Below are 26,174 nucleotides of genomic sequence, written 5' to 3' on the forward strand. Positions count from 1 at the left end.
AACCTTCAAACAACTCAAAAAGTTCATTGCACTCCGCGTTGCTTGTCAGTTCCAGATTTATGGCTGACACTTTCAAGCATTGGACCATTTTGTTGTCTGGCGTGATTAGCTTTCCTTGCTCGATCTCCTTGACCGGAATCAATTGCTGAACGGATTTCAGTGCTTTCTCCTGCTGTTTTGCTTCTTTCGCCTTTGTCTTGCGACTGATCCACTTCATTCACATAACCTTCTTTCCTGTATTGAAATAATCGTTGCTGGGTCATAAACTTTAGTTTCCACTGAAGATGCTTATACAATGGAACGTTTTCTCTGATGGGATGTGTGCCCATAAGAATCCACGGCAGACCAAGTGAAATCGCAATGAACGTTACTTTGTTTGAAAAGCTAAAAGGTGTGTGCTGCAAAATCATAAAATCCAGTGCGATAATCGGCAGGAACGCGACATGCTGCCATCCTGAAATGCCCGGAATCCATTCGAATTTTTTATCATAGTTTTTCGGAATGAAGAATTGCTTTTTCTCCTTCACAATCTCAACTCCTGTTCTTATAAAGAAAGCACCCTCTGGAATCAAAGAGTGCTTTTCTTGTCGTAATTAAATCAAACCGTCCAGCCATCCAAGTAACGGCTGCAATACAAGCAAAATCAAGTAAGCAACAATTGCAATATAAGCTGTGCTCTTGTGTTTGCTTTTCTTATGTTCGTCACCAGCCACAATGTACATCAAGAAGGAGAACCCAATTACAACCAGCGCAATCTTTGGAGCCACTTTCAATATTTCCGCAAACAAGCCATCAGATATTTTGTTCACATAAGAAGATGGAGCTGTGGCGCTTGCTGATGTTGGAATTAGAACGAGCAGTGTAACGATAGTGGCTATATAAAATTTAGCGAACAAAGCCTTCGTATCTTGTTTCATGCGCAAACCTCTCCTTGTTTTCTTTTTATATTCTAAAAATCAAAATACAGTATATTAGATTAAAATTTAACTAAAGAAAATTTTTTATCCTTGCACGTGGGACTGAAGTGAATCTTTCTCCATTTCATCTAAAAAACTTTCTATAGCCAGAATCACTACTTCCTTTATATCAACATCTTCCTTCGCACAATAAATCTTAATACGCCTTCTCAACTTCATTGGCACATCTACATTCAGACGAACAATCACCTTCTTCTCCTCCAAAAATGTCCACCACCTTTCTAGATTTGATTATTCATTCAAACTTTCACTACTTCAAAAATCAATATACAGTATATTAGATTAAAATTAAATAGGGGAAATTAACCATTTTAAAATTAACGATGAAGTTCTTTAAAATCGTTGAGTGACCCTAAATTATCTGAAGGATTACTTAGGGCCATATCTAAAGCTAATTTTTTTGATTGTCTTTCTTACCTAACACAATCTTTAGTTGAAGACGAATTTACATTTTAAATGCGGAATCTCTTTATTATATTCTAGCAAGCATGCCTTCATAATTCTTGCATCAGATGATAAGTTCAATTCCAATTCAGACCACCCAACAAGTATCAGCTCCTCTGGCATCACATTCGGATCTAATATACAGTCCCAAAAAGCATCCCAATTTCCTCCGTAATATTCAGGGAAATCAAGCTTTTTTTTAAGGAGATGGTGTAACTCTTTTACTATTTTTATGTTATTTATGTCTATGGAAACAACAGACTTTCTCTGTTCTTTAATAAAATCTACCTCCTGGAGTCATGAATTGCTTATACAAACATAAAGAAGTATAAAAATGCTCTCGAATATTTTCTTCTTCTGCCCTCTCTTTGATCATTTCCCCAATATAAGCCGGTACATTTGTGAAGAAAGTGACCATTTCTTCACTTTCATATGAAGGTAGTTGCTCAGAAGGCCCTCGCAAAATAGAATATGATACCAGCGCATTCAAAGGAATATAATGCTTTTCACTGTATTCCATCATCTTTTTTTTTAAGGTTTTATTCACTTGAACCATTAACTTCTTAGGTTCAACATCTTTTTCCGTGCCTCTATTCACTATATTTTCAAAGTGATTCGATACAATGTATCCGATCAATCGATTCTTTTTCATACTATAATCTTCAGCCAACTGATTGATCTGGTTTATCAGGTTTTCATTTACCGTTAAAACGAAATGCTCACGCTCAAGCGTGATTGTATCTTCAAGATCAGTAATTTCTGATTTTGACGGCGGGTTCTTGAGCAGTTTTGTTAATTCAAACAATATAACACCAGCCATCGAAACCCCCAAATTTTTAGCTGCTGCTTCAATTTTTTCTCTTGCACCGACAGATAATCGAATGCTTAATTTTATGGTTTTTCCTTTATTTAATTTTGGCATTTTGTCAGCCCCTTCTTCAATCTATTATACTTCACTGAGATTAAAATCTAAACCAGGCCCTGCAGCAAAAATCGCGCAGCAAGGGTCAAAGCCCTCCGCAAGCGACCCCCTCCCCGCAAACCGAATGCAAGGCATTGGGTAGGGGTGGCGGAGATAAATCCCCTAGCTAGGGGATTAAAAGCCATGCTGCGCATGGGCTGAAACAGATACCTCCTATTTTTGACCAGCTATACTTAATCTGTTATACTGTATTATGAAAGCTATTAGAGTGCTAGCATCTCTTTTTAATGAAAAATGGAGCACTTTATTATGATGGCTTTAAAGGAGGAACAAAATGGCCAGGAAGCAGCAAAAAAACATTCGAATTGATCAAGGAGTCCTTTCAGAATTCGAGAAAATTGCCAACCGAAAAAAGCAGCATCATAACGCTGAAATTGAAGAATTAATGAAGCAGTACATTGCTAGAGATGGCCAGCTGTTGTTTGATGATTTATATGCTCCACGAATCGCTCACAGTGTAAAACAGGCTGTCGACGACCAGGTTAATCGGCTGGCAAAAATGATTTACAAAACTCAGGTTGAGTCGACGGCTGCTTTATATGCTACTCCTGTTTTTCATAATCAAATTGTAAAAGGCGTTGAAGATGTTCTGGAGATGTTTTTGGATGCACGGATCTTAAATCAAAATCGCATTCGAATTAGTGATCAATACTCAATTTCGTCTAACGGAAAACAAGCTGTAAAGAACTTACGAAAAATGGCCCTCACCGATCATCAGGAGCAAAAGAAAGACAGGTCAAATGATCAAATGAGCGTGTAAATCCATCTAATTTTTTAAGCTAATATGCAGTAAAAGGAGTGATTTCGAATTGGTGCATATGCCTCTCACAAGTATATTAAGTCGTTTGAAGATGCACGGTCTCACATTCGATATATTGGATTTAGAGAACGGGAGGATCGTTTTGAATCACTTGGACTTTTTTCTGAGCACCATGATGCTGCCGATGCCGAGAAATTTATCGATTCTTTAAAAGAAAAACGTTTTTCGCATCCAGACGTTCCACATATTCATACCGTTTTGTTTTCAATGTCCGGAGATGAGTGGACGAGATCCGGGTTCGAGCCTGGAGATTATCAAGAAATGATACGGAACGTGATGAAAGAGTGGGAAATTCAAAAAGCGTACAGGCTTCAATGGGTCGCAGCTGAACATCGTAATCCTGATCATCCCCATTGTCATGTGGCCATTCGTGCCTCTTACCATGATCGGGATGGAGTTGAACACAGGCTCAAGATTTCAAATGAAGATCGGACCTTTTTTCGCGAACAATTTCAATTCACAAAAGAGCGAATACGTCCTTTCGATCCTCCTCCCCGTGAATTATCGTATCAGTACGAACGAGGGCCCAGCCTGGTCATTGATACTTCTTTTATTGACAATTTTTTCTACCAAATTAACAGGGAGCTGGAGCATGAGGAATGGGAGCATGAGCAGGCCCGTAAAAAAGCACAAACTCAAGAAAGGACGCGATAACCATGACAGACGTTAAAGAAAGCTTGAAACGTTCACTGCTTATCACTGCAATAGCCGTAGTTGCTGCCGAATACATCAGTGCAGCAGCACTAAATGATTTTTCTTTATTCAAGAATTATCAATTCAACTTATTTTATGAGGCGTTTCAAACCAACTTTTTTCACCCCGTCCAGACATTATCAGAAGCCTTTTCAAATGACTTGTTCATTCAAATACAGCCGTTTCTCGTAATCGGAACACTTTTCTTATTTGGAAGAACCTTTTTTCAGAAAAAGAATCAGTATGAAGAAGCATCACAGTACGGTGCATATGGAACCTCACGCTGGGCAAAGGATTCAGAGATTTTTAAAACAAACTCGATCACGACAAAATTTCATGGGGATGGAACCATTTTAGGCATATACAAGCGCAAGCCAATTATTCAGCATGATCAAAGTCACTTAAACCGTAATGTTCTTCTTGTTGGTGGTTCTGGTGCCGGAAAAACACGATCTGTCATCATCCCGAACATTTTGAACAATACGAGCAAGTCCATTATCGCAGTCGATCCTAAAGCCGAACTTTATGAAAAAACATCACAGGCCAAGCGTGAGCAAGGTTATGAAGTGAGACTGATTAACTTTAAAAACCGCGATGTTTCCGACCGGTACAACCTATTCGAGTACATTCGAAAGGATTCAGACGCGTTCAAAATTGCAGATACGCTGGTGAATAATGCTGGCGAGGGATCAAGGCTGAAAAAGGATTTTTGGAATCAGGCTCAAACTTCTGTTCTTCAGGCGCTGATTTTATATGTTAAATATGCTCTTCCTTCACAGCAGCAGCACATGGGAAGTGTAATGGCTGTCGGACAGCTGCCAGAAGAAAAATTAAAAGAGGCATTTCATGCGTTTGATTCAAATCACGTTGTTCGAAAAGCTTATCAAACCGCCGTTGATAAATTAAAAGAAAAAACAATGGGCGATGTCTTTGTTACGCTTATGCAGACACTCAATCCGTGGCAGTATGAAGATGTTTGTCAATTTACCGCAGCTAATGATTTTCTGTTTGAAGATCTAGGAAAGAAGAAAATGATTGTTTATATTATTATGCCCATTGCCGATAATGAATTTCGCCCGTTGATTACATCGTTTTTCACTCAAATGTTTTCCGAATTGTATCGGCTGGCGGACCAGCATTACGGAAGACTGCCAAATAGTGTGTTACTGCAGCTTGATGAATTTGCGAATATCGGAAAGGTGCCGAACTTTGAAGAGCGGCTTTCCACAACACGAAGCCTTGGTATTGAAGTGACGATTGTGTTGCAGGACACCAGTCAGCTAGAGAGAGTATATGGAAAAGAAATTGCCAAAGAGGTTATGAACAACTGTGACATTCGCTTGCTGTTAAAAGCCGGTGAACATGAAACAGCCAAGTACTTTAGCCAGTTAGCCGGAAAAACGACCATTCGTGTTAAAAACCAATCCAACTCAAGCAGCCGTACCTCTTCATCAAAAAGTGAATCTGCACAGTACATGGGCCGTGACTTAATTACAGCTGATGAAATTACCCGTCTGAATAAAGACGAAGCCCTACTGTTTTTATCCGGTCAATATCCGATGCGGATCGAAAAAGCTTGGTTTGACCGTTTTAAGCACTTTAAAGGCATGCTGAGCCAGGAAGTCTCCAGAGAAGACTACCCTGTGGCTGACCGAAGTGATTATTCCGTATTTTGCTTGAACGATGAGAGTTCCACTGCTGATTCTCCATACATTATTGATGATTTAAACTTGGAAGAAACGGAGCAGGATCACTTAGAAGAGGAATTAGAAATTGAGCAGCGTGATTCGAATACAAAGCAAACTAAGAATCAAGGAGAACTAGAGGATCTTATGGATGAATTCAAATTTTAATTAATCTAATATGCTGTATTAAGAAAAACGAACGGAGGATACTACATGAATGCCTTTAAAAGCCCCATCGAATGGCTCAAAGAAATGATTCAAGAGCTGGTGAAAGATTTTGCGAATATGGCTTTTGACTGGATCGGGATTTTCATGCTTGGTCCAACGGATCTGTCCAAATATCCAAAAGTCGCAACTGTTTATGATTTTGTATTTTCGCTGGCCACATCGCTGTGTATCGTATTTGTCGCCTGGTCACTGATCGGAATTATGTTCAACCACCTTGCTGGCGTACAAAGCCGCAGCGTAGCAGAAGTTGTTTCCAAGTCTATTCTGGCCTTTATCCTTGCCGCAACTGCCCCATGGCTCTTAAATGAAGTTTTGTTAAAGCTCAACAATAGCATCGTCCAATTCTTTTTAGACAAAGGGTTAGATACAAAAACACTTGAAAAGTTCGCCTTAATTCCGCCTACGGCTAACTTATCCATTTTTCTCGGCGCTCTGATCATCGTCATTCTGTTTGTTTTGCTCGGGATGCAATATATCCAACGACTTGGTGAGTTCATTGTATTGCTCGTCACGTCCCCTATTGCCGCACAAAGCATCGTAACCGAGAACTTTGATATATGGTCCGTCTGGTGGAGAGAAGCCATAAGCGTCGTGTTCTCGCAAGCATTTCAAGTGGCTCTTTTGTGGATGATCCTGAATATGATTACCGGAACCGAACAACTGCAGGATTACATGATGGCCATTGGGTTGATGATTATCCTGCTAAAAGGCCCAAAATACATCCGTCAGTTTCTCTACTCCTCCGGGACTGGTAAAGTGGCTGTAGGAGTTGCCGGAGGGGCTGGAAAGATGGCTATATACAAATATGCAGCTGCAAGGATTGCAAGTAAATAAACCTTACAAATATTCCTCTGAATTAAGTCTATAAATTAAATTGCACCGTCCAATATTGGACGGTGCAATTTAATTTATAGGTAGAAATTCACAATCCCCAATAATTTACTTAAACATAATTTAGTTAAAGGAGCTGACTCACCAGTTTCTAAAGAAGAGAATATGTCCTCTATCATTTCCTCGTAGATATAACCTTTATTTTGCCTTCAAACTTAAATCTTTTAAATGATTCTCTATTCTTTAGTCTTTGTAGTTCTAAATGTAGTTCGAGGAATTGGTTTTATATCTTTTGATACTTTGTCAAGCACTGTAATTTTATGATGATCTACTTTTATTTTTCTATCTTCATTATTTAAACAACACTTTTTAAATTTAATTCCAGAATCGCAAATGCAATTTGCATTTCTACCCAATTTTTTATACCTAACATCATCTTCTTTTTGAACTTCTAAGTTCCATTTCGTGTATGGGTGATTTATACTTTGTAATAAATTCTCAAGCATGAAATAATTATATTCAATGTCCTGTGGCATTAAAACAGTATATTTATCGAAAGGATTCTTCACTATAGCAAACCCTAAAAGTTCTATCTCTTCTACGATCCGGCTACATTGTTCACCGTTGTATATCTCACCTACTTTATGTCCACAAGACTTTCTTATTGAGACTGTTTGGTTGCAGATTGAGCATCGTTCTTTTTTTGTAACTGATTCCCTACTTAAGAAATATTGATATGGAAACAGTCTCTGAAATTGATAAATATTTTTTTCTAAAAATTCAAGATTATATTTGTTTCCGCTATAGTCAAAGTGTTTTCGTAAGAATGAAAATTCTATATCAGCCCTATCTAATTGCATCCACGCTTTAAGGTATTCTTTCTTTTTTAAGAGGTTAAAAGCTTTTAGATAGTGTTGGATTATCTGATAAACCTGTTCAAGGCACCATATTTCTTTTGCTACTTCTTGATCACCACTCAAAACAGCAATCTTTTTTAACTCAGTTAATCTTTCTTTTATAGTTGGGTCAAGTTTACTAAATCTAAAAGTGTTTAGGTATTTCTTAATTTGCAAAATATCCATTATTTACTTACCTCAATCGTAAAAATTCTCCTTAGCAGCTTGAACCGTATTTTCAAACTGATCAGCGTCACCCTCATAAGAAAGTGTCTTTGATTTTTCACCATCAACTACAGTCATAGTTACTTTTAATTTCAATTCTGTCTTACGCACTCTTTTCTTTTCATAGATGTAACTAGTTATTAAACCAACGACTAACGGCACTACGACCTTATCAAGAATTAGTAAAGGCAATGTAACGAGATCAGCATGTAATTCTAACTCCCGGTATTCGTCATCAGATATAACGATATCCGGCTTTAGTGATTCATTTTGCTGTTCTTTTAAAAAATCTAAAAATCTTTGTGTTTCTTCAGGAAAAACAGGTTTGTCAAAGTCTCTGAATGACGGGTAAGGTATCAATAGCAAATTAGCTTGTTTGATTTCTTGTTCATACTCATTTGGGAAATAAGGTTTTGAGTAAATAGTATCAAATGTAATATCTGTTTCTTCAATTGTTAATTTATTATTTTCATTACTCTCATGTAACATTTTCTCATCTCTCCTTAATGTATTGCTTAAATTAAATTATATATTGATTCAACTTTCAAATCCATTAATTTACATAGTGTTTGTTATCTGATGTTCATAATTTACTTATATACAGATGTCCTCTATGCTACGAATAGCTAAAATAAGATACAACGACATCTAAACATAATTAAATGCTTTAAACCTTATAAGAAATGAATTATTGTTAAACTAAGTAGTTATTCTTTAGTCATTAGCTTCCTTATTTTATTTCGTTGAGAATCATGGAAGGAGGACTCAGATATGTCTTTCGGTGATTTAATGTTATTAATCAAAGCGGAACAAGCTAAGAAGAAAAAAAAGACAAGACCAAACAGCCAAGCCTTTAAAAAAAGAAAAAAAGCCCCGAAAGAATAATCAGGGTTAAAAACTTTACATCGTCCTTAGAAGGCCTATTTTACTCATATAGGTTGTTCTAAGGACTTTTTATCGTCTTCTTAGCTTTGCTTCGAGTTCTGCTTTTTCACGCTGAAATTCTTCATCATTAGCAGTTAAATCAACCGTCTCCTTGCCATTTTTACTTTCAGTAAACCATTGCGGCAATTTTTCTGTTCTAATACTCCCTTGTTTTTTGTAATCCGTTTTTTTAATAGGCTTCTCCTGCTGAAGATACGTTTCAAAGTTTTCTCCAAACAATGTTTTGGGTCGTAAATACTGTTTGAATTGTTCATGGTCCAGCCATTCTGCTGTTTTGATTCTAATCACTTTCTTAAAGTCTTCCAGTGTAAATCCTTCTTCATACCTTTCTGTAATCAGTTGTTTTGTATATCTCGCGTTTGCCTTGTAATCTTTTTCAGCTATGGTGTTTAAATACACAATGATCTCATCAAACGGAATGTCTGGGGGACTTGCACCATTATTAGTTCTATCATTCTTTAGTTCATTATATTGATTAGTTTCTTTATTCTTTAGTAGTGGCGGATTATCCGAAAACGGTTTTTCCGAAGACGGTTTTCCCGGTGCGGATAAGCCGGAGCGGATTTCCCGCTCCGGTAAAACATTCTGCTTTTCTTCATAAACATCATAAATATAACCTGCAAATTTGCCGTTATCCGTCCGGAAATTAGATCTTGAAATATACCCTTGTTCAATAAGCTCTTTAATGCCGTTTCTAACGCTGTCCTTGCCGTCTCTGCTATGCTTAATGATCTCTGACTCGTACACTTGCCAATCGTCTGGACGGCTTAATAAATAGACGAGAATGCCTTTTGCTTTAAAAGAAAGGTTTTTATCATATATAAATCCTTTATGAAGCTGCACATAAGGATTTTCTCTGTCTTTCCTTTTTCGATAGACACTCATACGCTCACTTCCTTGATTCCCTGCTTTATGCTACAATACAGGATGAAATAGGTTGTTACATTCGAGTGGTTGTTCTCAGCAACCGCTCATTTTTTATGTGCTGTTAGATTTTCATCGCGCAATACTTCTGGACTGTCCGTTAAGCTGTAATCTGTTGCTTCTGAAAAACAAATGGCTTCTTCTGCCGTCATCGGCTGTTTTGCTGTTAGTGTCTCTATAGCAATCCACCTGTTCAGACTGGCTCCAATAATAGTAGCCATATCTATCCGTGAAATCCCTGCCAGCACACGAGCTTCTTTTAAAGATAAAGGTTCACTCATGTTGCTACTTACTTTTTCTATAGCATAGGAAAAAGTAATAAATTCTTTTTCTGCCTCTTCTACCGTCTGAACGAAGTACGCTTTTATGCATACTACTTTTTTAATTTTGCTTTTGGCCGCCATGCAGATCCAGAACGCTTGTCCCATCTTTTTTATATTCAAATCATAGTAAAGACCCACTTCCCCATCAATCTGATAAATCGCTTTTGGTTCCTGAACGATCAAGCTCATAAGGTCCCTCCCTCTTAACTGATATTTCTTTCACTTTTTGCTTTGCTAACCTTGTTAACTGATATTTTCATATTTTTAGCCTGTCCATTGTAATTATTTCTCACCTCATCCACCCATTCATCAATGAACACATCAATATCCGGCTTGTAAAATAGCATTCTTGTTCCAACTCGAATTATTGGAAAATCAGGATCATGAAAAAACAGTTCGCTTAACGTTGGATAGCTGAGGCCTAAGTATTTTTGCAACTCCTTGCTGCTCATTAACAACCGATCATGTTCGATTTTCTCAAGCTTTTCTTCCACCGCCTTTTTATACATCTCTTCTACACGCTTTTCATCAATCGAGATTTCAATCATTCTCTTCACTCCTTTTCATTAAGTTTAATAAAACTCAAATTAATTATATAAATACTCAATTAATTTGTAAAGTAATTAATGGTAATTCATTCATTTTATAATCAGTTCGAGTATAATAATACTCAAAGAGCATGTTTAACACAGGGGGCTTTGAAATGAAAAAATTTATTAATTATATAAAAGACAAGCGGACTGCAAAAGGGTTGAGTACGTATAAACTGGCTGATCTTGTAGGTGTTTCTCAAAGCTATCTTTCACAATTAGAAAATGGACGAAAAGATAAGCCTCCTTCTCCAGAAATTATTAAAAAATTATCTAATGCTCTTGAAGTAGATTACTTTGAGTTAATGAGACTAGCGGGTTATATGGATACAATCAATTTCAGAACTGATTCCAACGACTTCGATGGTTTCCTTCCAAAAAGAGCTGCTGAGTATAATCAGCAGAACGTAAACATTGTTTATGATCCGAGACCATCTTATAGAAAAGATCCCGTTGGACTTCTGCTGCATGGAAGCTTTCCTAAAGAAAAATTATTTAAATCCATACGGTCTATTAAAAACCTATCTATTGATGAAATTAGCAAAAGAAGTGGTCTTGAGGCTCAATTTATTCAAGATTTCGAGGATGCAAAGAATTATCCAACGGACCAGCATCTATACTCGATGTTTGATGCTCTACACCTAGAAGATATTCACAGCTGGCTCACGGATCATTCAGATGAGCTGATAAAAGATCTTGAGCAGCTAGATCGAATAAAAATAAAAAAGCACCTAAATCAATTTCTAAAAACAAATTTCACTGAGATCTCATTCGATGTCTTTAATAAAGAGGAATTTACCGATTCAACAGGTCAAAAAGTGACTCGAACTGTTCCGAAAGAGGAATTAACGGAACGCTTCTTTTCTTTGAATCATTTATTAGAAAGAGACGGAAATATATATTACGAAGGAAAAATTCTATCCAAGAAAGAGCGAGACAAACTAAAAATCCTGCTTAACCTTATGTTAGAGGATTAATAAGGAGCGTTAACATCTGTGGCTTATATCTATCAAACAAAAACAGGTAAATGGGGATATAGCGTCAGTCTTGGGCTCGACCCTGTTACAGGAAAACAGGTTCAAAAAACAAAATCTACTTTTAAATCAGAAAAAGAAGCGATCCGTGCTGCTGCTCTTATGGAAAAGCAATTTGAAGACGGGGAGTTGAAGTCAGAAGCAAAGCTGAAAGTATCAGTCTTTCTTCCAGAGTTTTTGATTTGGTACGGGCATCATGCTAAGGAAAGCAGTGTCCGAGCTCGCCGGATTGCATTAGAAAGATTAACGGAGCTTTGGCAGGATACACAGCTCCGGCGAATTACAAAAAGAATCTATCAAGACCGGCTTCTTGATCTCTCGAATCAATATAGTAAAAATTATTTGGACAGTATGCATACAACGGGAAGAATGTTTTTTAAACGCGCTCTTGAATTGGAGTTAATTAAAAACGATCCGACAGAGGGATTCAAACTGCCGAAGAAGAAAAGTTTTGAAGTCGATGAAAACGAGGAATTGGAACAACTGAATTATTTAGAGAGGGATGAATTGATTAACCTTCTTCAAACTGCAAAAACAGATGGATTAAAAAATGACTTTCTTTATTTCACTATGCTCGCTTATACAGGGCTACGGATTGGCGAAATGATGGCTTTAAAATGGCCGGATATCGATCTGGATGCTGGCACATTAAAAATCACAAAAACGCTTTATACACCTGCTAACAACACAAAAAATTATAAGCTGTTTCCGCCTAAAACAAGCAGTTCAAAACGAACGATCCGAATTGATGATGATTTGGTTGCTCTTCTGAAAAAGCATAAAGCTGAACAAAACGAGCAGTTTTTGAAAAATAGAGACCATTACTACAACAAACAATTTGTGTTCGCACGTGAAGACGGATATCCTACGCTACGAAAGCTTGTTGAGATTCGGTTAATCCGATTATTAAATAAAGCCGGTATCAGTAAGAAGATCACCCTTCACGGCTTCCGGCATACACATACATCATTACTAATTGAAGCTGGCGTGGGTGTGAAAGAAATTCAGCTGCGCCTTGGCCACTCAGACTATAAAACGACCATGAATATATACGCGCACATGACCAAAAATATGGAGGAAAATGCAGCGGAGAAATTTAGTCAGTTGATGCGTGGCTTATTATAAGCTACTGTAAACAAAATTGTTAAAACACCACTCGAATAAATTAAAGTGGTGTTTTTATACTGAATAATAACAATTTTGTATAAGTAAGTAGGTAATGAATTTATATTTACATGTCAAAATAATTTATAAATCTGAATTTCAAGTAACTTCATTACCTTTGTTTAATATGATTAATGCTGCTTTATTAAAGCCTGATTTTGAAGTTAGTCCAGCAAATTGCCCTTTTACTTTCCAATCCTTTGATTCAATTAAACTCCTAGATAAAGCTCGCTCTAATTCAGATAAAGTCTTTTCAACAAAATTATTTTCTTTAAGGATTTCTTCTAAAATTAAATGTAATGCGTTAACTCCTGTAGTTTTTTGAAGATAATATTCGTTATTATAAGAGTGCAGATTATCTGTAGAGAAGCTAAAAGCACCTGGCCATCTGTTAAGTATAATTTCCCATGCTTTTAGTAAAAATCCAGTTAGTGCAGCTGCTATCGAATTTATTTTCTCTATGTCAAAATCGATTATCCTATTACCATCATCGAATTTTCGAATATAAGTAAGAATTAACCTGTTTAAAGAATTTTTAAATGCTGCTACACCGATTACACCATTATTTTCATCTGAGGTTACATCTAATTTTATGGCCTCTAACCACACATTAGGTTTATACTCATCTTCGTTTAGATTATAGGCTATTCTGACACCAATATGATCCAATATCTCTTTCTCTGTTAGCTCTTCAGGCTTATAGTATACTCTATAATTATATTCAGCGAGCAAGGTTAAATCTGTAGTGATTTTTTTAGCTTTTGAATTTATATCTGTAAACACTTTAATTTCTTTAATCCGCTGTACTCTATCATTAACCAAGATGACTACATTTAATTTGTAATTTATTAATTCCTCTCTTTTACTAACGGCCAATCCTAATGCAGCTAATCTATGTTGTCCATCAACTACACTAAAATGTTTACCTTGCAGTGCCACTAACTTTCCAATTGGAAATTGTGTGATCTTTACCTCATTATCCACTTCTAGATCCATATATTCACTCAAAAATTCTTTATCTACACCTAGTATAATGGAAGTAGGTAATAAAACATCCCCTTTAGTCAATTTTCTAGCTAGTTCATAATAATGCTTTTTATCAAGTTTTCTTTGATAACCCAGAGGGTTATCTCCGTATATTAAAGGCTCTGCAATTTCCTTGAGATCCTTGAATTCCAGTACACTGTTAATATACAACTGGCTGTCTTGTGTATATACAAATACTTCTTTATTCAAATTGATCCCCCTCTATAAATGAAGCTATTTGTTCTTCAAATTTTAAATGTGCTTTTTTAGCCTGTTCTATTCTTTTCTTACTTTTAAGATCATTTTCCAACTTTCTAAACATTCTAATTATTTTTTCTGAACTGTTATTGGTCGCTTCAAACAACAAATCAAAATGTTTCTCTTCAAGTATCAGGGTATTTTCAAAGGCAGTAAATGCAAAATTCAGCCCTATTAAGTTTAATAACTCGATTTGATTATCCTCAGTTAATCCCAAGTTGTTTATAAATTCATCATATACAAGCGCATAGTATTCTTCTATATCTCTGTATTTATGATAATCCGTATAAATACTGGAGACTTTGCATTTATTTAATAATTCATTAACTATTTCCTGAATACCTTCTTTAAATTCCTGACCTTGAATCTGCTTATCGACAATATAAGAAATATATAAATTTAAGTACTCATTTAAATCTACATCTAAAATATCTTCTTTCACGATAAAATTTTTAATACTAGCAAAAACTATTTCATTAACTAAAACATCATAATTTCTACGATGTATTTTTCTATAGTTTTCATGACTTTCCTGTCTATCATCATAATTCATTCTTGGCCATATTACTTTATCTTTACAGATCATTTTAGGTTCACAATCTTTTTTACTAAGAATGTATTCATAAAAATCTATGTATTGGCTGAAATCAAAATTATAAGGATTTTTTAGTTCCTCCTTTAAAAAGACTTGAAACTCTTCACTAAGCTTCTTTAATATGATTAACTTGTTCTGACCCTTATTAAATTCTATTTCTGAAGATCTAATTGAATGCAATAAATCGTCAACTTCGTGTAACAATTTCCCAACTTTGTTCATTGTTTGTTGCACAGACTTTCTAATTGGAGTAATCCCATAATCTTTGTAGAACATCTCGTGATCCATGTCTGCCCACGCAGACTCTATTTGGCTTTTTATTTGCAATTCAAAATTATATTCATTATAACGAGCTTTAATATTATATATGCTCATGCCATTCTTCATAGATTTAGGTTGTTCTTCTTCAAAATCAAAGCTAATACCAAAATCTTTTAATTCATTTTTACTTATTTTCAAAATCTCATATATGCTATAACTATCATTCTTAACTTGTGTTAAAATTTTAATCCCTATTAAATCATCTAAATTATGTAAAAATGATTTAATAATGCCTTCACTTTGCTCATCAGTACCTTGGCCATCTAGATCCGAAGCTATTTTCCAAATTAGGTTCTTTCTAAAAAGTTTTTCCTTTAAACTATAACTTTCCTTAATTCGAAATTTAAAATCATAATATTGACCTGAATGCACATTATTAGAATAAGTTAAAGAAAAACCACTTTCACGCTTCTTAATCGCTTCGGATAAGTGATTAATTATTTCTTCAGCTATTTCTTTTAAATTATTTTGAAAATCAGCATTATATACCTTTAATACTTCTTCTGTCAGAGTTTTATTATCGTCGAGTACTTCCACTAACAATTTTCCTCCCCTGCTAATTTAAACATAGCTTCACTCTATTTTATGTTTTCACAATCCATTTGGAAAGAGTTTCAAGGGAAATATATTTCTATTCATCTTAAAATTTCTGGCAACTGCTATTTTTCCCTGTGTAAATTCACTATAGATGAGGAAATTAGACATTCTGATTCAAAGTTTTCTGCCAAATACAAACTAAACATTTTAATTTTCACGTGACATCATTAAATTATACAGCCTTATTTCGACAAGTTTTATATTCTTAATGACTACCTAAGAATTAACTATGATTTTTTTATGAGTTTTTCAAAAAAAGAAGAAAATAAAAAAGCGTCAAACCCTTATATATCAAGGTTTGACGCTTTTTCAGGGGATGATATTACATCATGCCGCCCATTCCACCCATGCCGCCCATATCCGGCATGCCCATACCGCCGCCGCCTTCTTCTGGCTTGTCTGCGACTACTGCTTCTGTTGTTAGGAACAGAGCTGCGACAGATGCTGCGTTTTGAAGAGCGTAACGAGTTACTTTTGTCGGATCAACGATACCTGTATCGATCATGTTAACCCATTCGCTTGTTGCTGCGTTGAAGCCGATACCGATTTCTTCGCGTTTCAGGCGGTCGATGATAACCGATCCTTCAAGGCCTGCGTTGTGCGCGATTTGACGAACTGGTTCTTCAAGTGCGCGTAGAACGATTTTCACGCCTGTTGCGACGTCGCCTTCACCCTCTACTTCGGCTACTTTATTGTAGACGTTCACAAGCGCTGTACCACCACCGGATACGATGCCTTCTTCAACCGCTGCGCGTGTTGCGTTCAGGGCATCTTCAATGCGTAGTTTGCGTTCTTTTAGTTCTGTTTCTGTTGCTGCACCGACTTTGATTACTGCTACGCCGCCTGCAAGTTTCGCCAAGCGCTCCTGCAATTTTTCACGATCGAATTCAGACGTTGTTTCTTCAAGCTGCGCACGGATTTGGCTGACGCGGCCGCCGATGTTTTGAGAATCCCCAGCGCCTTCAACGATTGTTGTGTTTTCTTTTGTCACAACAACTTTAGAAGCACGGCCAAGCTGTGTGATGTCTGCAGATTTTAGGTCAAGACCAAGCTCTTCAGTGATCACTTCACCGCCTGTCAGGATCGCGATGTCTTCAAGCATCGCTTTACGGCGGTCACCGAAACCAGGCGCTTTAACAGCGACTGCGTTGAATGTGCCGCGCAATTTATTTACAACAAGTGTTGCAAGTGCTTCGCCTTCTACATCTTCAGAGATCAATAGAAGCGGTTTGCTTTGCTGAACAACTTGCTCAAGCACTGGGAGGATCTCCTGGATGCTTGTAATCTTTTTGTCTGTGATCAAAATGTACGGATTTTCAAGGACCGCTTCCATTTTGTCAGAATCAGTGATCATGTACGGAGATGCGTAGCCACGGTCAAACTGCATACCTTCTACAACATCAAGTTCCGTCGTGAAGCCTTTTGATTCTTCGATCGTGATAACGCCATCGTTGCCAACACGCTCCATTGCTTCTGCGATCAATTGGCCAACTTCGTCATCAGCAGATGAAATCGCCGCAACTTGTGCGATGGATTCTTTGCCTTCGATTTGTTTTGAAATTGCTTTTAGCTCTGTAACAGCGGCTGCAACTGCTTTGTCCATTCCTTTACGGATGCCGACAGGATTTGCGCCTGCTGTTACATTTTTAAGACCTTCACGAATCATCGCCTGCGCCAAAACCGTTGCTGTTGTCGTACCGTCACCGGCAACGTCATTTGTTTTGCTGGCAACTTCCGCTACCAATTTCGCACCCATATTTTCAAATGCATCTTCAAGCTCGATTTCTTTCGCGATTGTTACACCGTCATTCGTGATAAGCGGTGAACCAAATTTTTTCTCCAATACGACGTTGCGTCCTTTTGGTCCAAGCGTTACTTTTACCGCATCTGCCAATTTATCAACACCGGCAAGCATTGCGCGGCGCGCGTCTTCACTGAATTTAATATCTTTAGCCATTTAAAAGTGCCTCCTTCAAATAATTAGTTGTTTTTATCATTACTCGTTTAATATATAAGGTTCAAAGGCTAAATACGCCGCGTCATGCGGCAACGCCTCTGTGACCTGCGTCGTGCAGGCCCTTAGCCAATAATAGCTAGAATATCGTTTTCGCGGAGCAATAAGTATTCTACGCCTTCATATTTTACTTCTGTTCCTGCGTATTTTGAGAAGATGATGCGGTCGCCTTCAGCAACTTCAAGTGCTACACGCTCTCCGCTGTCAAGCACACGTCCTGTACCCACTGCCACGACTTTGCCTTCCTGCGGCTTTTCTTTCGCCGAATCTGGAAGTACAATTCCGCTGGCTGTTTTTTCTTCAGATTCTACCAATTCAATTACTACGCGATCACCTAGTGGTTTTAACAAGTGAAACCCTCCTCAAAAATGATTAAATATGTTTTATTAGCACTCTACTCTGATGAGTGCTAACACAAGTATTATAATAAGGGAAACCGCCTCTCATTTGCAAGCGTAAAGAAAAAAAATTTTCAGACTGCTTATTTGAAGCGGATTCTGTTCAATAGTACAATAAACGTATGTATTGAAAAGAAGGAGTTTTTTCGTGAAAAAAGAATATGGATGGATTTTAATCACGTACATTTTAATGCAGTTTTCCGGTCTTATCGGTGGGCCGCTGCTTTATAAAGCAGGTGTTCCGGAAGCGCTTGTCCCTGGTTACTGGACCGTGATCAGTTTCGCCTTAGCAACACTAATTATTCTGATTATGTTATGGCGGTCAACGTATCGCAATGCCATTGAGCGGCAGGCGCCTGTTTCGGCTGCTTGGGCTGTAGTATGGTCAATTCTAGGTGTTTTTATGGCGTTTGCCGCTCAAATTATTGCGGTTAGCATAGAAACAAAAATCGGCATTCCACAAGGCTCAGAAAATACTCAGCAGATCATCGAGCTTGTCCAAGGGCTGCCGCTTGTGATTTTGTCAGTCGCTGTATTTGGACCGATTTTAGAAGAAATTGTGTTCCGCAAAATTATTTTCGGATCGCTTTATAACCGTATGCCATTTTTCTTCGCAGCGCTTATTAGTTCTCTCGTGTTCTCTGTTGCGCACACAGAACTCGAGCACACGATATTATATGCAGCGATGGGCTTTACATTCGCATTTCTTTATGTAAAAACAAAACGAATCATTGTGCCGATTATGGCGCATGTCTCTATGAATACATTTGTCGTGCTTATGCAGTACGTGTTTGCGGACGACATTCAGGAAATGATCCGAAAAGCGGAGGAGATGGAACAAATGTCGCAATGGATCAGCTGGTTTTAAGGAGGAAAATAAGTGCAGTCATATTTAACAAGAGGGATTTTTTTTAACATACTCGGTTTCTTTTTTGTCTTTCTCGCGATTCAAGACGTAAACCAAAATGAATTCGGCTTTTTCACCTATTTGCTTATTTTGCTGGCAACGATGGATATTGGCACCGGTATCCGCATGATGCTTACGCATTTCAAGCTAAAAAAAAGCCAAAAATAAAGCGAGTCTTCCATTAGTGGGATTTCTTCATCCCTCACTAATGGCTAGCCCCGTTCTACTGTCGCTAAGTTCTCTGCCAGCGCTTTGAACAATCGACAGTACGAACCCGATTAGCCGCTGAAAAATACATGGGATTCTTACTGCCCGTTAATGTGGAAAAACCCGTCCAGCTTATTGGACGGATTTTTCTTGTTGGGCTTGTTTTGTTTCTGCCTGCTGCATTTTTTTAAAGCCAATTTTTGATACGAAAATACTCACTTCATACAAGATAAACAGCGGAACACTGACCATCATGTGCGAGAAGATATCCGGCGGCGTAATAAGCGCGGCAATCACCAGCAAAACAAAATACGCATAGCGGCGGATCTGTCCTAAAAACTGCGGTGTTATAATACCGAGCCGCGTTAAAAACAGCGTAACGACCGGCAGCTGAAATAAAATGCCGAATGGAATGGTTGTTTGAAATAAAAACTGGAAGTACTCATTGATGCCAATGACCTGTTCAATATTTAAGTCTCCGGACAGCTTCATCATAAAATGAATAATGTACGGAAATAAAATAAAGTAAGAAAACGCCAGTCCGCCTAGAAACAGCAAAACAGAGGCTGGAATATAGCTGAGCGTAACCCGCCGTTCTTTTTCATGAAGGCCAGGGCTGACAAATGCCCACAGCTGATACAAAATAACCGGAGACGTTAAAATAATACCAATTACAAAAGCCATCTGAAAATAAATTTTGAGCGGGTCGGTCACACGAAATGCATTCATTGTTAATGCCGCTGCTTCATCGGCGTGCTGCAAGTAATGAATAATTGGCTTCGCAAAAAACAGTCCACCAATCACTGCAATAAAAAAGAAAACAACGACAATCATCAGCCGTTTTCGAAATTCTTCTAGATGTTCATATATTGTCATATCCTGCTGACTCATTTGTCAATCATCCTAACATTACTTGGACTCTTTTTTGTCCTCTGACTGATCGTCATCATCATCGGCTAATCCTTTTGTAGAGTTTTTAAACTCACGCAATGTATCACCGGCTGCTCGTCCGAGTTCCGGAAGTTTTTTCGGTCCGAAAATCAAAAGCGCTGCCGCGCCGATTACAACCATGCTGCCAACACCTACCATTGGCACACACCTCCCTTTTCCTTATCATAACTGATTTAACCGCGCAATACCATGATCATTTTTCAACAGATTAATCAGGATAGTTTTTCAAAAAATAGACAAGCGACTGCAGCTCAATCGCTAAATCAATATGATGAACGCGGATTTCCGGCGGCACATTTAACCTTGCCGGTGTAAAGTTTAAAATGCCCTTAATATCTGCCGCGACCAGCCGATCGGTGATCGTTTGTGCTGCTGTTTGCGGAATCGTTAAAATAGCAACAGGCACATGTAAATCAGCAAGCGTCTTTTCAAGATCATCCATATGATAAATTGGCACATCACCAATTTTGGTGTTGACTTTGCTTTCTTCCACATCAAACGCGACTTGAATTTTCGTGTTGTTGTTTTTCAGAAAGTTGTAATTTAGAAAAGCCGTCCCTAAATTTCCAACACCAATAAGCGCCACATTGGTTACCTCATCTTGATCAAGTGTTTTTCGGAAAAAAGACAGCAAATAGCTGACATTGTAGCCATATCCTTTTTTGCCGAGCGCACCGAAATAAGAAAAATCCCGTCGAATTGTCGCCGAATCTACTTTCACTGCTTCACTTAATTCCGCAGATGATACCCGCTGTTTTCCAGATGAATGCAGGTTTTGGATAAATCGATAATATAAAGGCAGACGCTTCGCCGTTGCTTGTGGTATTTTCATCGAATCATTATTCATTTTTTTCCCTCCAACATGATACCGCTTCCATGTTCTTTTTTTGTGTTAATACAATCATAAATCTTTGTAGCGTTTTTCACAAGAACTGCTTCTTTTTCATTGCCGGAAGTGCGCACCTCAAGTAAAGTGGATAGTGAGGTGAAAAACATGATTCTTCTGCAAGTACAGCAGCTTTCGAAATATTATGGAGCTGAACTTATTTTATCGAATATTAAGCTCGAAGTGCAGTCAGGCGACCGGATCGCGCTCGTCGGCCGTAATGGCGCAGGCAAATCGACGCTGCTAAAAATAATTGCCGGACAGCTTTCACATGAAGAAGGCGCGATTATGAAACCAAAAGATGTAACGATTGGCTATCTGGCGCAGGATACTGGTCTTGAATCCGATTTGTCCATCTGGGACGAAATGAACAGCGTTTTTGACCATTTACGTGAGATGGAACAAAAACTGCGGTCGCTTGAAGCAGATATGGCCAATCCGGATATATACAATGATCCAACACGGTACAATCAAGTAATGACTGCCTATGATCAGCTGCAAAATGAATTTAAAGAAGCGGGCGGTTACCAATATGAAGCAGACTTGCGTTCAATTTTACACGGCTTCCGCTTCCATGATTATGACTATGGAACACTTATTTCCACGTTAAGCGGCGGACAAAAAACACGTCTTGCTCTTGCGAAGCTTTTATTGACAAAACCGGATATTCTCATTCTTGATGAACCGACTAACCATCTTGATATCGATACCCTCTCATGGCTCGAACACTATTTACAAGGATATTCAGGCGCGATTCTGATTGTTTCTCATGACCGCTACTTCCTGGATAAAACCGTGAATCAGGTGTATGAGGTTTCTCGTCATAAAATCCGCAAGTTTACCGGCAACTACAGCAAATATTTAACACAAAAAGCCGAGCAGTTTGAACGAGAAATGAAACAATACGAAAAGCAGCAGGAAGAAGCCACAAAGCTTGAGGACTTTATTCAGCGAAATATTGCCCGGGCCTCCACCACAAAAAGAGCCCAAAGCCGTCGCAAGCAGCTTGACCGGATGGAGATGATGGCGCGTCCTGACGGCGACGAAAAGCCGCCTGGCATGCTTTTTGATATAAATAGGCAAAGCGGAAATGAAGTGTTGAATATTGATCAAGTGGCGATTGGCTACAATGGTGAGAAAATCGGAACGGATTTGTCCTTTTCGGTTACACGCGGTGACAGTATCGCACTTGTTGGACCAAACGGCGCCGGGAAGTCAACATTATTGAAATCCATTATCGGTGTCCTCCCGCTGATTGGCGGCCGCATTGGGCATGGTGCCGGCGTCGAAATCGGCTATTATGATCAGGAGCAGTCCCATTTAAACCGGGCGAAAACAGTGCTGGCAGAGTTGTGGGATGACTATCCAGGCACACCGGAAAAAGAGATTCGTTCCATTCTTGGTACCTTCCTTTTTTCAGGAGATGATGTGCTGAAACCCGTTGCGGCATTAAGCGGCGGCGAAAAAGCCCGCTTGGCACTTGCAAAGCTGACAATGCAAAAAGCAAATTTTCTTATTCTGGATGAACCGACCAATCACTTGGATCTTGACAGCAAAGAAGTGCTGGAAAATGCGCTTATTGATTATCCAGGCACGCTTTTGTTTGTCTCTCATGACCGCTATTTTATTAATCGGATCGCCACGAAAGTAATCGAACTCGACAAAGAAGGCGTCACCGTCTATCTTGGTGACTATGACTACTACGTTGAAAAGAAAAATGAACAAGAAGAGCTTGCTGCACTTGAAACAGTTCAATCTGTTGTGAAGACTGCAAAACCTGCAGCCGCTGATTCGTATAAAACGGATAAAGAGCAGCGAAAAAAAGACCGGCAAAAAGCACGGCGTATTGAAGAGATTGAAACAGAAATTGCGGCGTATGAAGAAAAAATCACTGAAGTGGAGGAGCTTCTTTGTCTGCCTGAGATTTATGAGGATCATGAAAAATCACTATCCCTTCAGCAACAGCTCGATAATGCGAATAATGCGATCGAACAATTGATGGATGAATGGGAGCAATGGCAATCTAAGTAAGTGAGAGGATATCCACAGCCTCTCTTTTTTTTATCCACACAAAAACAACAAATATTCTGCTATTTGCAAGGGTTTCCACAGTTTTATACACATTACCCACAGGATGTGAATGAATTTATCCTCTTTATACACAAAAAAAGAGACATTCTGCATGAGAATGTCTCCCCTTTTAAAACTGTTCGATATCAAGGCCCGGGTGGCCATTCATATCCATCCCGTCTCGTTTTCCCTGCTCATATAACACCGTGCCCGCTGCTGCAATCATGGCCGCGTTGTCCGTACAAAGTGATAGTGGTGGAATAACGAGATCGATATTATTTAAGTCATCAAACGCTTTTTCTAATGCTGCGCGTAGTCCTTTATTGGCTGCCACGCCACCTGATAGAAGCACTTGCTTCACATTGTATTCTTTTGCGGCGCGAACTGTCTTTTCTGTCAGCACTTCAACGACACTTGCTTGAAAGCTTGCAGCCAGATTTTCTGGAATAATTATTTCTCCCCGCTGTTCCGCATTATGAACCGTATTAATAACGGCTGATTTTAAGCCGCTGAAGCTGAAATCATACGAACCTTCTTCCAAACGTACACGCGGCAGCCCGTATATATCCTGTCCTTCCGCTGCCAGCCGGTCAATATGCGGACCGCCTGGATAAGGAAGATGCAGCGTACGGGCGACTTTATCATAAGCTTCCCCGGCTGCATCGTCGCGTGTTTCCCCGATCACTTTAAACAATCCATGCTCCTTCATGTATACAAGTTCTGTGTGACCACCCGACACGACGAGTGACAGAAGCGGGAACGTCATTTCTTTCACAAGACGATTAGCATAAATATGCCCGGCAATGTGATGAACACCGATCAGCGGCAGATTATGAGCAAATGCAATTGCCTTTGCCGCATTAACGCCAATTAACAAAGCACCGACCAATCCAGGTCCTTTCGTTACCGCAATTGCGTTCATATCGCTGAATGTTAATCCTGCCTGTTCAAGTGTTTCATTGAGCACTGAAATAATCTGCTCTACATGATGACGTGACGCAATTTCCGGCACGACGCCGCCAAATCGTTTATGACTTTCGATTTGTGACGACACAACGCTTGACACAATCTCCGTACCATTTTTTATGATGGCCGCTGCCGTTTCATCGCAGCTCGTTTCAATCCCAAAAATATATGTGTCTTTTTTCATTATAAATTCACCCACATTACTAAAGCATCTTCTTGATTATCGGTATAGTACTGCTTCCGGATTCCACCCGGCTGCAAACCGAATTTCTTGTATAATGTCATCGCGGGAATATTGCTGACTCGAACTTCAAGTGAAAGAACGGACCCTCCATGTTCCCTCGCTTTTTCGATCATAAAGCCAAGCAGTTCGCTGCCACAGCCTTTCCCTCGAAACTCAGGCAAAATAGCGATGTTTGTTATCTGCACTTGATCGTACACAACCCACATACCGCAATAGCCGATAATAAGGCCGCCCTGTTCAGCCGTATAATAATGGGCATATTGATTAATCGCGATTTCCCGTTCAAATGCTTCTTTTGGCCACGGAATGGTAAAGCTGGCCAATTCTACTTCAAGGACAGCTGGAATGTCTTCTATGACCATTGGTCGAATACGCAGATCACTCACGGCCATTCTCCTTCTTTTCCTTCGCTTCGAGCCATTTTGCTTCCGCCTCGGCCAGACGCGCATAATTCGGCACGACTGCTGCCGGATCATTTTCTGTTTCTTTTCCGAGCGTTAAAAGAGCAGCCGGGCGTGTGTATGGTACGGCTTTTCCTGCAAATACAGCCGACTCACCCATTTGTTCCGCAATTGTTTTTTCATGTAAAATGCTTTCCTGGCCAACAAACAGGATTGTTTCTTTTTGGCGAAGCAGCTCTTTACACCAATCCGTTACTAATACATTCCTGTCTTCAAACACCGTTTCTACTGTACCATTTGATAAACGGTACAAACCAGTAAAAACTTGACCTCGCCGAGCATCGAATATTGGACAAACAAGACCGTCAATAACAGGAGCAGACGCTGCTAATGAGGCAAGCCCTGAAACGGCCGCAACCGGAATATTCAGCGTCCACGCCAGTGTTTTTGCGATTGTCACACCGATGCGGACGCCTGTATAAGAACCTGGACCATTAGCCACAATAATTTTCTCCAACTCGTCCGGTTTTATCTCCACATCGTTCATTAAAGACTGAATAGCAGGCATGACCCGAACTGAATGATTTTTTTTTACATTTGTCACCTGTTCAGCCAGCAGGACATCCCCATCTGCTAAGCCAATCGACAATGTATAAGTGGATGTATCAATCGCTAATATTTTCAATCGTCTTCACCTTCTCAAGAACGCGGTCATATCGATCCCCGTTTACTGTTAGTTTTATTTTGCGCTGTCCTTCCACACCTGTATGGAAAAGATTAATCTGTATATACTCGTCCGGAAGCTGGTCAGCAATTAAATGCGCCCACTCCACCACAGTGATCCCGTCTCCAAAAAAATATTCATCAAACCCTAAATCTTCTTCGGATTCTTCCCCTAATCGATAAACATCCATATGGTAGAGGGGATAAATCCCTTCATATTCTTTGATGATAGTAAACGTTGGACTGTTCACGTTTTTTGCTACACCAAGTGCTTTTGCTAAATATTGTGTAAAAGTTGTTTTGCCCGCACCTAGATCGCCTTCGAGTAATAGCACATCTCCTGGAAGAAGTGCATCTGCCAGTGTTTTTGCAAAAAAACTCAAGTCCTGCAAGTTATGAATGATCCACGTATAAGAAGATTTCATTAGTCCGCCTTCTTTCCTCGAAAAAAAACCTTAGGATAGTGATGATCCTAAGGTTTCTGATTGTATCGTTATTATATCGAATAATTATGTAATCTAAAAGTAAATGGCGGTCCGGACGGGACTCGAACCCGCGACCTCCTGCGTGACAGGCAGGCATTCTAACCAACTGAACTACCGGACCAAATGATTGCGGGGGCAGGATTTGAACCTGCGACCTTCGGGTTATGAGCCCGACGAGCTACCGGGCTGCTCCACCCCGCGACGATAAAATAGAATATAATAGTTAAATTCACAGCCAGGCGGCGTCCTGCTCTCACAGGGGGAAACAACCAACTACCATCGGCGCTGAAGAGCTTAACTGCAGTGTTCGGGATGGGAACGGGTGTGACCTCTTCGCTGTAGCCACCTGACTATGAAGTTCGAA

Annotated in this window: 30 protein-coding genes, 2 tRNA genes and 1 rRNA gene; 9 read left to right on the forward strand and 24 right to left on the reverse strand. The window is 39.0% G+C overall.

Features of this window, described 5'->3' with window-relative positions; genetic code table 11:
* Positions 1-23 precede the first annotated feature (23 nt).
* The 5 genes from BA724_RS08655 to BA724_RS08670 form a co-directional block, all read right to left on the reverse strand.
* A complete protein-coding gene (locus tag BA724_RS08655) occupies positions 24-527 on the reverse strand; it encodes a hypothetical protein (protein WP_069938256.1) in 504 nt (167 codons plus the stop codon).
* A 66-nt stretch (positions 528-593) separates the two neighbouring features.
* Positions 594-917 (reverse strand): hypothetical protein, encoded by a 324-nt coding sequence (locus BA724_RS08660; RefSeq protein WP_069938257.1) that lies wholly within the window; start codon positions 915-917, stop codon positions 594-596.
* A gap of 84 nt (positions 918-1,001) precedes the next feature.
* The gene (locus BA724_RS18610; RefSeq protein ID WP_169818530.1) at positions 1,002-1,166 is read right to left on the reverse strand and encodes a hypothetical protein; all 165 of its coding nucleotides are present in this window, start codon (positions 1,164-1,166) and stop codon (positions 1,002-1,004) included.
* 240 nt (positions 1,167-1,406) lie between these two features.
* On the reverse strand, positions 1,407-1,700 hold the full coding sequence (locus tag BA724_RS17975) for a barstar family protein (protein WP_083256147.1): 294 nt from the start codon (positions 1,698-1,700) through the stop codon (positions 1,407-1,409).
* On the reverse strand, positions 1,696-2,343 hold the full coding sequence (locus BA724_RS08670) for a hypothetical protein (protein ID WP_069938259.1): 648 nt from the start codon (positions 2,341-2,343) through the stop codon (positions 1,696-1,698). Before BA724_RS08670 ends, BA724_RS17975 begins: the two co-directional genes overlap by 5 nt.
* 334 nt (positions 2,344-2,677) lie before the next feature.
* Here BA724_RS08670 and BA724_RS08675 point away from each other — a divergent pair, with 334 nt between their 5' ends.
* From BA724_RS08675 to BA724_RS08690, 4 genes are all read left to right on the forward strand, one after another.
* Positions 2,678-3,163, forward strand: coding sequence for a hypothetical protein (locus BA724_RS08675; RefSeq protein WP_069938260.1), 486 nt, complete (start codon positions 2,678-2,680; stop codon positions 3,161-3,163).
* Positions 3,164-3,484: 321 nt separating this feature from the next.
* Entirely contained in the window at positions 3,485-3,877 is a 393-nt protein-coding gene (locus BA724_RS08680) for a hypothetical protein (RefSeq protein WP_069938261.1), read from the forward strand.
* A 2-nt stretch (positions 3,878-3,879) separates the two neighbouring features.
* Complete coding sequence (locus BA724_RS08685; protein WP_069938262.1) at positions 3,880-5,769, forward strand: VirD4-like conjugal transfer protein, CD1115 family; 1,890 nt, start codon at positions 3,880-3,882, stop codon at positions 5,767-5,769.
* A 45-nt stretch (positions 5,770-5,814) separates the two neighbouring features.
* Positions 5,815-6,663, forward strand: coding sequence for a conjugal transfer protein TrbL family protein (locus BA724_RS08690; RefSeq protein ID WP_069938263.1), 849 nt, complete (start codon positions 5,815-5,817; stop codon positions 6,661-6,663).
* 233 nt (positions 6,664-6,896) lie between these two features.
* On the opposite strand, the gene BA724_RS08695 is transcribed toward BA724_RS08690, so the two are convergent.
* The 5 genes from BA724_RS08695 to BA724_RS08715 form a co-directional block, all read right to left on the reverse strand.
* On the reverse strand, positions 6,897-7,742 hold the full coding sequence (locus BA724_RS08695) for a YecA family protein (protein ID WP_069938264.1): 846 nt from the start codon (positions 7,740-7,742) through the stop codon (positions 6,897-6,899).
* A gap of 12 nt (positions 7,743-7,754) precedes the next feature.
* The gene (locus BA724_RS08700; protein WP_069938265.1) at positions 7,755-8,270 is read right to left on the reverse strand and encodes a hypothetical protein; all 516 of its coding nucleotides are present in this window, start codon (positions 8,268-8,270) and stop codon (positions 7,755-7,757) included.
* Between the two features lie 465 nt (positions 8,271-8,735).
* Positions 8,736-9,611 (reverse strand): conserved phage C-terminal domain-containing protein, encoded by an 876-nt coding sequence (locus BA724_RS08705; protein ID WP_069938266.1) that lies wholly within the window; start codon positions 9,609-9,611, stop codon positions 8,736-8,738.
* Between the two features lie 86 nt (positions 9,612-9,697).
* Positions 9,698-10,162 carry a hypothetical protein gene (locus tag BA724_RS08710; RefSeq protein WP_069938267.1) on the reverse strand — a complete coding sequence of 155 codons (465 nt, stop codon included), beginning with the start codon at positions 10,160-10,162 and terminating at the stop codon, positions 9,698-9,700.
* A 14-nt stretch (positions 10,163-10,176) separates the two neighbouring features.
* Positions 10,177-10,521 carry a hypothetical protein gene (locus BA724_RS08715; RefSeq protein ID WP_069938268.1) on the reverse strand — a complete coding sequence of 115 codons (345 nt, stop codon included), beginning with the start codon at positions 10,519-10,521 and terminating at the stop codon, positions 10,177-10,179.
* A gap of 155 nt (positions 10,522-10,676) precedes the next feature.
* Between BA724_RS08715 and BA724_RS08720 the strand changes: the two genes are divergently transcribed.
* Together BA724_RS08720 and BA724_RS08725 are read left to right on the forward strand one after the other, a co-directional pair.
* The gene (locus BA724_RS08720) at positions 10,677-11,540 is read left to right on the forward strand and encodes a helix-turn-helix domain-containing protein (RefSeq protein ID WP_069938269.1); all 864 of its coding nucleotides are present in this window, start codon (positions 10,677-10,679) and stop codon (positions 11,538-11,540) included.
* 18 nt (positions 11,541-11,558) lie between these two features.
* Positions 11,559-12,722: a site-specific integrase gene (locus BA724_RS08725; RefSeq protein ID WP_069938270.1), complete on the forward strand. Its 1,164-nt coding sequence runs from the start codon at positions 11,559-11,561 to the stop codon at positions 12,720-12,722.
* Positions 12,723-12,860: 138 nt separating this feature from the next.
* On the opposite strand, the gene BA724_RS08730 is transcribed toward BA724_RS08725, so the two are convergent.
* From BA724_RS08730 to groES, 4 genes are all read right to left on the reverse strand, one after another.
* Positions 12,861-13,997, reverse strand: coding sequence for a DGQHR domain-containing protein (locus BA724_RS08730; protein WP_069938271.1), 1,137 nt, complete (start codon positions 13,995-13,997; stop codon positions 12,861-12,863).
* Positions 13,990-15,498 carry a nucleotidyltransferase family protein gene (locus BA724_RS08735; RefSeq protein ID WP_069938272.1) on the reverse strand — a complete coding sequence of 503 codons (1,509 nt, stop codon included), beginning with the start codon at positions 15,496-15,498 and terminating at the stop codon, positions 13,990-13,992. Before BA724_RS08735 ends, BA724_RS08730 begins: the two co-directional genes overlap by 8 nt.
* 382 nt (positions 15,499-15,880) lie before the next feature.
* Positions 15,881-17,515, reverse strand: a complete 1,635-nt coding sequence (gene groL / locus BA724_RS08740; RefSeq protein WP_069938273.1) for a chaperonin GroEL — start codon at positions 17,513-17,515, stop codon at positions 15,881-15,883.
* Positions 17,516-17,637: 122 nt separating this feature from the next.
* Positions 17,638-17,922, reverse strand: coding sequence for a co-chaperone GroES (gene groES, locus BA724_RS08745; RefSeq protein ID WP_069938274.1), 285 nt, complete (start codon positions 17,920-17,922; stop codon positions 17,638-17,640).
* Between the two features lie 196 nt (positions 17,923-18,118).
* Here groES and BA724_RS08750 point away from each other — a divergent pair, with 196 nt between their 5' ends.
* Complete coding sequence (locus BA724_RS08750; protein WP_069938275.1) at positions 18,119-18,838, forward strand: CPBP family intramembrane glutamic endopeptidase; 720 nt, start codon at positions 18,119-18,121, stop codon at positions 18,836-18,838.
* Positions 18,839-18,850: 12 nt separating this feature from the next.
* The gene (locus BA724_RS08755; RefSeq protein WP_069938276.1) at positions 18,851-19,045 is read left to right on the forward strand and encodes a YdiK family protein; all 195 of its coding nucleotides are present in this window, start codon (positions 18,851-18,853) and stop codon (positions 19,043-19,045) included.
* 171 nt (positions 19,046-19,216) lie between these two features.
* On the opposite strand, the gene tatC is transcribed toward BA724_RS08755, so the two are convergent.
* The 3 genes from tatC to BA724_RS08770 all read right to left on the reverse strand — a co-directional run bounded on the left by tatC (position 19,217) and on the right by BA724_RS08770 (position 20,882).
* Positions 19,217-19,975 (reverse strand): twin-arginine translocase subunit TatC, encoded by a 759-nt coding sequence (gene tatC / locus BA724_RS08760; RefSeq protein ID WP_069938277.1) that lies wholly within the window; start codon positions 19,973-19,975, stop codon positions 19,217-19,219.
* 18 nt (positions 19,976-19,993) lie between these two features.
* A complete protein-coding gene (locus tag BA724_RS08765; RefSeq protein ID WP_141719902.1) occupies positions 19,994-20,179 on the reverse strand; it encodes a twin-arginine translocase TatA/TatE family subunit in 186 nt (61 codons plus the stop codon).
* A gap of 64 nt (positions 20,180-20,243) precedes the next feature.
* Positions 20,244-20,882: a redox-sensing transcriptional repressor Rex gene (locus BA724_RS08770; protein ID WP_069938279.1), complete on the reverse strand. Its 639-nt coding sequence runs from the start codon at positions 20,880-20,882 to the stop codon at positions 20,244-20,246.
* A gap of 147 nt (positions 20,883-21,029) precedes the next feature.
* On the opposite strand from BA724_RS08770, the gene BA724_RS08775 reads away from it, so the two are divergent.
* Positions 21,030-22,952, forward strand: a complete 1,923-nt coding sequence (locus tag BA724_RS08775) for an ABC-F family ATP-binding cassette domain-containing protein (protein ID WP_069938306.1) — start codon at positions 21,030-21,032, stop codon at positions 22,950-22,952.
* 169 nt (positions 22,953-23,121) lie between these two features.
* Here BA724_RS08775 and tsaD read toward each other — a convergent pair whose 3' ends face one another.
* The 7 genes from tsaD to rrf all read right to left on the reverse strand — a co-directional run bounded on the left by tsaD (position 23,122) and on the right by rrf (position 26,160).
* Positions 23,122-24,141, reverse strand: a complete 1,020-nt coding sequence (tsaD, locus tag BA724_RS08780; protein WP_069938280.1) for a tRNA (adenosine(37)-N6)-threonylcarbamoyltransferase complex transferase subunit TsaD — start codon at positions 24,139-24,141, stop codon at positions 23,122-23,124.
* Entirely contained in the window at positions 24,141-24,593 is a 453-nt protein-coding gene (gene rimI, locus BA724_RS08785) for a ribosomal protein S18-alanine N-acetyltransferase (protein ID WP_245676176.1), read from the reverse strand. The genes tsaD and rimI overlap by 1 nt, the downstream gene beginning before the upstream one ends.
* Complete coding sequence (tsaB, locus tag BA724_RS08790; RefSeq protein ID WP_069938281.1) at positions 24,580-25,287, reverse strand: tRNA (adenosine(37)-N6)-threonylcarbamoyltransferase complex dimerization subunit type 1 TsaB; 708 nt, start codon at positions 25,285-25,287, stop codon at positions 24,580-24,582. Before tsaB ends, rimI begins: the two co-directional genes overlap by 14 nt.
* Entirely contained in the window at positions 25,268-25,750 is a 483-nt protein-coding gene (gene tsaE, locus BA724_RS08795; RefSeq protein ID WP_069938282.1) for a tRNA (adenosine(37)-N6)-threonylcarbamoyltransferase complex ATPase subunit type 1 TsaE, read from the reverse strand. Before tsaE ends, tsaB begins: the two co-directional genes overlap by 20 nt.
* Positions 25,751-25,854: 104 nt before the next feature.
* Positions 25,855-25,931 (reverse strand) — tRNA-Asp (locus tag BA724_RS08800).
* Between the two features lie 6 nt (positions 25,932-25,937).
* Positions 25,938-26,011, reverse strand: a tRNA-Met gene (locus BA724_RS08805).
* A gap of 33 nt (positions 26,012-26,044) precedes the next feature.
* Positions 26,045-26,160 (reverse strand): 5S ribosomal RNA (rrf, locus tag BA724_RS08810).
* Positions 26,161-26,174 lie beyond the last annotated feature (14 nt).

The organism is Domibacillus iocasae, assembly GCF_001750285.1.
GTDB classification, from domain to species: domain Bacteria; phylum Bacillota; class Bacilli; order Bacillales; family Domibacillaceae; genus Domibacillus; species Domibacillus iocasae.

Coding starts and splice junctions, on each gene's coding strand:
- tatC (WP_069938277.1), bottom strand. CDS start 19,975: ATGAGTCAGCAGGATATGACAATATATGAACATCTAGAAGAATTTCGA.
- BA724_RS08680 (WP_069938261.1), top strand. CDS start 3,485: ATGATACGGAACGTGATGAAAGAGTGGGAAATTCAAAAAGCGTACAGG.
- BA724_RS08720 (WP_069938269.1), top strand. CDS start 10,677: ATGAAAAAATTTATTAATTATATAAAAGACAAGCGGACTGCAAAAGGG.
- BA724_RS08700 (WP_069938265.1), bottom strand. CDS start 8,270: ATGTTACATGAGAGTAATGAAAATAATAAATTAACAATTGAAGAAACA.
- BA724_RS08695 (WP_069938264.1), bottom strand. CDS start 7,742: ATGGATATTTTGCAAATTAAGAAATACCTAAACACTTTTAGATTTAGT.
- BA724_RS08685 (WP_069938262.1), top strand. CDS start 3,880: ATGACAGACGTTAAAGAAAGCTTGAAACGTTCACTGCTTATCACTGCA.
- tsaD (WP_069938280.1), bottom strand. CDS start 24,141: ATGAAAAAAGACACATATATTTTTGGGATTGAAACGAGCTGCGATGAA.
- BA724_RS08675 (WP_069938260.1), top strand. CDS start 2,678: ATGGCCAGGAAGCAGCAAAAAAACATTCGAATTGATCAAGGAGTCCTT.
- BA724_RS08770 (WP_069938279.1), bottom strand. CDS start 20,882: ATGAATAATGATTCGATGAAAATACCACAAGCAACGGCGAAGCGTCTG.
- BA724_RS08670 (WP_069938259.1), bottom strand. CDS start 2,343: ATGCCAAAATTAAATAAAGGAAAAACCATAAAATTAAGCATTCGATTA.
- BA724_RS08715 (WP_069938268.1), bottom strand. CDS start 10,521: ATGATTGAAATCTCGATTGATGAAAAGCGTGTAGAAGAGATGTATAAA.
- BA724_RS08710 (WP_069938267.1), bottom strand. CDS start 10,162: ATGAGCTTGATCGTTCAGGAACCAAAAGCGATTTATCAGATTGATGGG.
- tsaE (WP_069938282.1), bottom strand. CDS start 25,750: ATGAAATCTTCTTATACGTGGATCATTCATAACTTGCAGGACTTGAGT.
- BA724_RS08690 (WP_069938263.1), top strand. CDS start 5,815: ATGAATGCCTTTAAAAGCCCCATCGAATGGCTCAAAGAAATGATTCAA.
- BA724_RS08660 (WP_069938257.1), bottom strand. CDS start 917: ATGAAACAAGATACGAAGGCTTTGTTCGCTAAATTTTATATAGCCACT.
- groL (WP_069938273.1), bottom strand. CDS start 17,515: ATGGCTAAAGATATTAAATTCAGTGAAGACGCGCGCCGCGCAATGCTT.
- BA724_RS08775 (WP_069938306.1), top strand. CDS start 21,030: ATGATTCTTCTGCAAGTACAGCAGCTTTCGAAATATTATGGAGCTGAA.
- BA724_RS08705 (WP_069938266.1), bottom strand. CDS start 9,611: ATGAGTGTCTATCGAAAAAGGAAAGACAGAGAAAATCCTTATGTGCAG.
- rimI (WP_245676176.1), bottom strand. CDS start 24,593: ATGGCCGTGAGTGATCTGCGTATTCGACCAATGGTCATAGAAGACATT.